The following is a 4,218-nucleotide window of genomic DNA, read 5'->3' as shown; positions in this document are numbered from 1 at the left end:
CATTGGTGCTGGCGCCGGCAATCCGCCAGTGGTTGTAGATGAAACGGCAGATATAGAAAAAGCAGCAAAAGATATTATTGCTGGTTGCTCTTTTGACAACAATTTGCCGTGTATTGCTGAAAAAGAAGTAATTGTTGTCGGCAGTGTTGCTGACAAGCTAATCTCGTATATGCAGCGGTATGGTGCATACCTAATTTCTGCTCAGGATTGCGACAGGCTGGCTAAGGTCATTCTAACCGAAAAAGAAGAGATGGCAGCCGCTGGCTGCACCGAAAAGCCCAAAAAATCCTATGCAGTTAATAAGAAGTATGTAGGTAAAGATGCCAAATATATATTAAGCCAAATTGGTATTAATGTACCTGACAGCATTCGGGTAGTCATTTGTGAAACTCCAGCCGATCACCCGTTTGTCCTGGAAGAACTGATGATGCCAGTGCTGCCAATTGTTCAGGTAAAAGACATTGATGCTGCCATTGAATTAGCTGTTAAGGTCGAACATGGTAATAGGCATACAGCCATCATGCATTCCAAAAATGTTGATAACTTAACGAGACTGGCTAAAGCCATTGATACCACTATTTTTGTAAAAAATGCTCCGTCTTATGCAGGGATTGGTGTTGGCGGCGAAGGGTTTACCACGTTTACCATCGCCGGCCCGACAGGTGAAGGCCTTACTTCCCCGCGCAGTTTTACCCGTCAACGTCGTTGTGTGCTTGTGGATGGCTTATCGATTCGTTGATGCAGCGCTGTAAGACATCAACAAAGGGAAGGAAGTAGGTGAATGCATGAGGGAAGAAATTATCGCTGCAGTTAAAGCGGCAGGTGTTGTGGGAGCCGGCGGTGCCGGTTTCCCGACACATATCAAGATCAATGCCAGCGTGGATACAATTATCGTTAATGGTGCAGAGTGTGAACCACTGCTAAGAGCCCATCAGTTGCTTATGGCCAGTGAAAGCAGCAAACTGATTATCGGATTAAAGACTGTCATGCTGGCTACTGGCGCACGCCGTGGGGTTATTGGACTAAAACGTAAATATGAAGAAGCTGTAAATAAACTGCAGGGAGAATTAGGACAGGCGCGAGAGCAGAATATTGAACTCTTTTTCCTGCCAGATATTTATCCGGCAGGTGACGAACAGGTACTGGTTTATGAAGTAACCGGCAGAATTGTTCCGGAAGGCGGTATTCCGCTGCATGTCGGTGTGGTAGTAGTTAATGTTGAAACCCTTATTAATGTTGCAGAAGCTGTTGCCGGTAACCCTGTGACTGAAAAGTATGTTACCGTAACAGGGGCTGTTAACCAGCCAGCCACATTTAAAGTACCTATGGGCATGGCCATCCGTGAAGTGATTGACCTTGCGGGTGGTGCCACCGTCCAGGATTATGCGGTAATTGATGGCGGTCCGATGATGGGTAAGGTTACAAGCATTGAGCAGCCTATTACTAAAACTACTGGAGGCATTATTGTTTTGCCACAGGGGCATTCGCTGATAAATCAGAAAAGCATGTTTTGGCCGGCTATTGCTAACCGAGCCAAGGCCGTTTGTTGTAATTGCCGGGCTTGTACTGATGTTTGCCCGCGTTACCTGTTAGGTCACAGCCTCGAACCGCATCGGATTATGCAGGCTCTTGGCCGAGGACAATACCATCAAGCTCATACGGTTACAAAAGCCTTCCTTTGCTCTGAGTGTGGCGCTTGTGAAGCTTTTGGCTGTACCATGGGATTGTCGCCGCGGCGGGTTAATGCCGAACTGAAACGACAATTTAGTCAAGCCTCTCTGAAAAATCCTCATACGGCAAAACCCCAATGCTCCCGTGTTAACCGACAGTATCGCCTGATTCCTACCAAACGGCTGGTATATCGTCTGGGGCTGGAGAAATATGATGCCAAAGCACCGCTGAGTAAAGAAAAAGTAGAAACAAGCCATGTTAAGATTCTCTTGTCACAACATATTGGCGCTCCAGCCAAACCCGTTGTAAGTGTCGGGGCGAAGGTCAATAAGGGAGATCTTATTGCCGTTATTCCTGAGGGAGCGGCTGTCGGAGCAAACCTGCATGCCAGTATTACTGGGCAAGTATATGCTGTGGACAACGCCATTGGTATTCGGGCAATGTCATGAAGCAGAGGGGGATATGATGAAACAAGCTATTGGATTATTGGAACTTACGAATGTTACCAAAGGCATTGTAACCGCCGATGCCATGCTAAAAGCGGCTAATGTGGAATTACTTTTGGCTCAGCCTTTGTGCCCGGGTAAATATGTTGTCATGGTGGGCGGTGACGTTGGTGCAGTGCAAAGTGCCGTACGGAGCGGTAAGAGTGTAGGAGGGGCAGATAATGTAGTGGATGAATTTGTTCTGCCCAATGTTCATCCTGACGTATTCCAGGCGTTATCAGGCTGTACGGAAGTTAAGCAGATAAAGGCATTAGGAGTTATTGAAAGCTATTCGGTGGCTTCGGCGATTATTGCTGCCGATACAGCCGCCAAAGCCGCTGCTGTCCAGATTCTGGAGGTGCGTCTGGCACGCGGTATGGGTGGGAAAGCAGTTGTTTCAGTAACTGGTGAGATTGGAGCAGTGGAAGCAGCCGTTCGGGCTGGCAGCAATGCCATTGAAAAAAGCGGTTTCTTAGTAGACAAGGTCGTTATTGCTGCTCCCCATCAGGATCTGCATCAAGCCTTATTTTAGGCTCTCCATATATAGCCCGTGTTCTTTGTTGATTCCCGGTAAAGGCAGTTCTGATTGGATGTACGCTGGGGTAGTTGGAGGATTTATTGGTAGGTATAGTTGATGTCACCCAACATGTTTGTCATCTTTAACCATAGCTCATGATACCTTTATGGGTATCATGATAAATATAAAAAAAATCTGGATGCATCTGTAAAAAGAGCCAGCTTGCTCTGAATGCTGGCTCTTTTTGCCTGAAAGTATCTATTTTACTCCAAGTTCGTTTAATAACAGGCTGACTGTATTTTTTTACGAAAGCCTACAACAGTAAGATTACGTGGAGGCGAGTGCTGTGAAGCAAGGCAATCAACTACAAGATAAACGCAATCCTATCAAGTTACAAGATATTATTGATCTCGATTTTTTGCAAAAGTTTCAAGATGCTTTTGCTGAATCTATTGGCGTAGCCAGTCTCACTGTTGATATCGATGGTAATCCTGTTACCAAACCTAGTAATTTTACTCGGTTTTGCATGGAATATACCAGAGGATCAAAAATTGGCTTGGCGCGGTGTGCAGAGTGTGATCGCAAAGGCGGGGAAGAATCAGCTAGAACGGGTAAGCCTTCTATTTATGAATGTCATGCTGGGTTGGTTGACTTCGGTACCCCCATCATGTTGGAAGGACGACAAATTGGTTCTATCCTTGGTGGACAAGTACTAACTTCCACTCCTGATGAGGCTTATTATAGAAAAGTTGCCCAGGAAATCGGAGTAGATCCGGATAAATATATTGAGGCCTTAAAAGAAGTTAAACAGATTTCCAGAAAGAGTTTGGAGTCGGCAGCTAACATGCTGTTTTTAGTAGCTGGCACTCTTTCTAAAATTGGGTACCAGCAATATAAATTAAAGAATATGGCTGGCCTCATCAATGATAGTGTGGTTCAAATCTCTGCTACTATGGAAGAACTGGCTGCATCGGCCAGTGATGTAAATGCCAATCAAAATTCTCTCAATGCTGAAATACAAAATGTTAATGTGATTTCAGGCAAAATAAACGAAGTCATGGATTTTATCAAGGAGATAGCCGATGAAATCCGTTTATTAGGCCTAAACGCCGCTATTGAAGCAGCAAGGGCCGGAAATGCTGGTCTTGGATTTAGTGTTGTAGCTCAGGAAATTCGTAAACTTTCAGATCAATCAAAAAAAACGGTAGGCAAAATTAAAGAGTTTACCACCAGCATCCAAGAATCGGTTGCTAAAACAGTGACCATGGGACAAGCCACTTCGGTAACCGTTGAACAACAGGCGGCTGCCATCGAAGAGGTGACTGCAAGCATTCAGGAAGTAACAAGTATGGTAGAACAACTATACGCTATGGCCAATGAAAAGTAACAGTTTGACTGCAGAATACGTCAATAACTACATTGGCAATAGTAAGTAGGCAGATTTTTGGTTTATAGGATTGGTACAGTTAAACTGCCTTGAGGCATAAGAACAATGCGTGGTGTGGGGCCGAGTTTGTCAAATGCCATGGCAAGCGCCTGTTCCAT

5 protein-coding genes are annotated in these 4,218 nt (G+C 45.2%); 4 read left to right on the top strand and 1 reads right to left on the bottom strand.

The window, feature by feature from the left end; all coding sequences use genetic code 11:
• From AC29Z1_RS09985 to AC29Z1_RS09970, 4 genes are all read left to right on the top strand, one after another.
• The coding region (locus AC29Z1_RS09985; protein ID WP_488271313.1) for an aldehyde dehydrogenase family protein at positions 1-739 on the top strand (739 nt) is incomplete at its 5' end.
• 46 nt (positions 740-785) lie between these two features.
• Positions 786-2,120, top strand: coding sequence for a 4Fe-4S dicluster domain-containing protein (locus AC29Z1_RS09980; RefSeq protein WP_488271312.1), 1,335 nt, complete (start codon positions 786-788; stop codon positions 2,118-2,120).
• Complete coding sequence (locus tag AC29Z1_RS09975) at positions 2,056-2,688, top strand: BMC domain-containing protein (protein WP_488271311.1); 633 nt, start codon at positions 2,056-2,058, stop codon at positions 2,686-2,688. The genes AC29Z1_RS09980 and AC29Z1_RS09975 overlap by 65 nt, the downstream gene beginning before the upstream one ends.
• Before the next feature lie 331 nt (positions 2,689-3,019).
• On the top strand, positions 3,020-4,060 hold the full coding sequence (locus AC29Z1_RS09970; protein ID WP_488271310.1) for a PocR ligand-binding domain-containing protein: 1,041 nt from the start codon (positions 3,020-3,022) through the stop codon (positions 4,058-4,060).
• A 62-nt stretch (positions 4,061-4,122) separates the two neighbouring features.
• On the opposite strand, the gene AC29Z1_RS09965 is transcribed toward AC29Z1_RS09970, so the two are convergent.
• On the bottom strand, positions 4,123-4,218 hold the full coding sequence (locus tag AC29Z1_RS09965) for a hypothetical protein (protein WP_488271315.1): 96 nt from the start codon (positions 4,216-4,218) through the stop codon (positions 4,123-4,125).

This window comes from Sporomusa sp. (genome assembly GCF_057736855.1).
The sequence above is the reverse complement of the archived record's forward strand: the minus strand, read 5'-3'. Positions and strand labels throughout refer to the sequence as shown.

Bases quoted from the DNA above. Each gene is read 5' to 3' on its own strand.
- AC29Z1_RS09980 (WP_488271312.1), top strand. From the start codon at position 786: ATGAGGGAAGAAATTATCGCTGCAGTTAAAGCGGCAGGTGTTGTGGGA.
- AC29Z1_RS09965 (WP_488271315.1), bottom strand. From the start codon at position 4,218: ATGGAACAGGCGCTTGCCATGGCATTTGACAAACTCGGCCCCACACCA.
- AC29Z1_RS09975 (WP_488271311.1), top strand. From the start codon at position 2,056: ATGCCAGTATTACTGGGCAAGTATATGCTGTGGACAACGCCATTGGTA.